1 protein-coding gene is annotated in these 709 nt (G+C 43.3%); it reads right to left on the reverse strand.

The window, feature by feature from the left end:
• Positions 1 to 709 (reverse strand): IS66 family transposase (locus HT719_RS10720; RefSeq protein ID WP_172929182.1); only part of this gene is annotated, 709 nt, incomplete at both ends.

The raw sequence follows: 709 nt of genomic DNA on the forward strand, positions 1-709 counted from the left end.
AACTTCCTTCTCACATGCGCCCAACATCCAACAAGTTCAGCTTCTTCCAGTTGACGATAAGCAGACCACATATCACAATGCACATAGCCAGAATAGTCTCCTAGGAATTCTTGTACTACTGAACCACTTCGACGCTGATCATGGTGGTAAAGCCTAATCCCTTGTTTCTCTGATTTTCCTGACAAAAAAGTCCAATAGTAGGTCAGATGGCTATCACTCTCTAGCACCCTATAAGAAGTTTCATCCGCATGAAGTAAGGGCTGAGTCAATAGTCTCTCTCGCAAGAGGTTATAGAGGGGCTCCAAATAGTATTGACTCGTCTTGATATGCCAATTAGAGATTTCCTTACGTGTGATTGGTAAACCCATCCTATCCCAATCTTCTTCTTGGCGATAATTGGGGACCTTCAGATTAAACTTCTGATGGATGGTGTGAGCGATTATAGAAGCTGAGCCAAGGCTATGCGCCAAAGGGGCTTTAGGGATAGGAGCTTTCACGATTTTATCACTCGGATTTTTCTCACTGCATGCTTGGCACTTATAAGCGTGTTGGGTATGATCTATTCGTTTTAATTGCGCAGGAATAAAGACTAATTCTTGGCCTTGAAGACTCGCTCCAATCTCTTTTAGATCTCCCTGACAGTCAGGGCAAATGCAGTCCTCTAAGCGATGATGAAGTTCTTCTGAATCAAATTGGGCAAGAAGAGCTT

This window comes from Streptococcus sp. k-378 (assembly GCF_013277505.1).
GTDB classification, from domain to species: domain Bacteria; phylum Bacillota; class Bacilli; order Lactobacillales; family Streptococcaceae; genus Streptococcus; species Streptococcus pseudopneumoniae.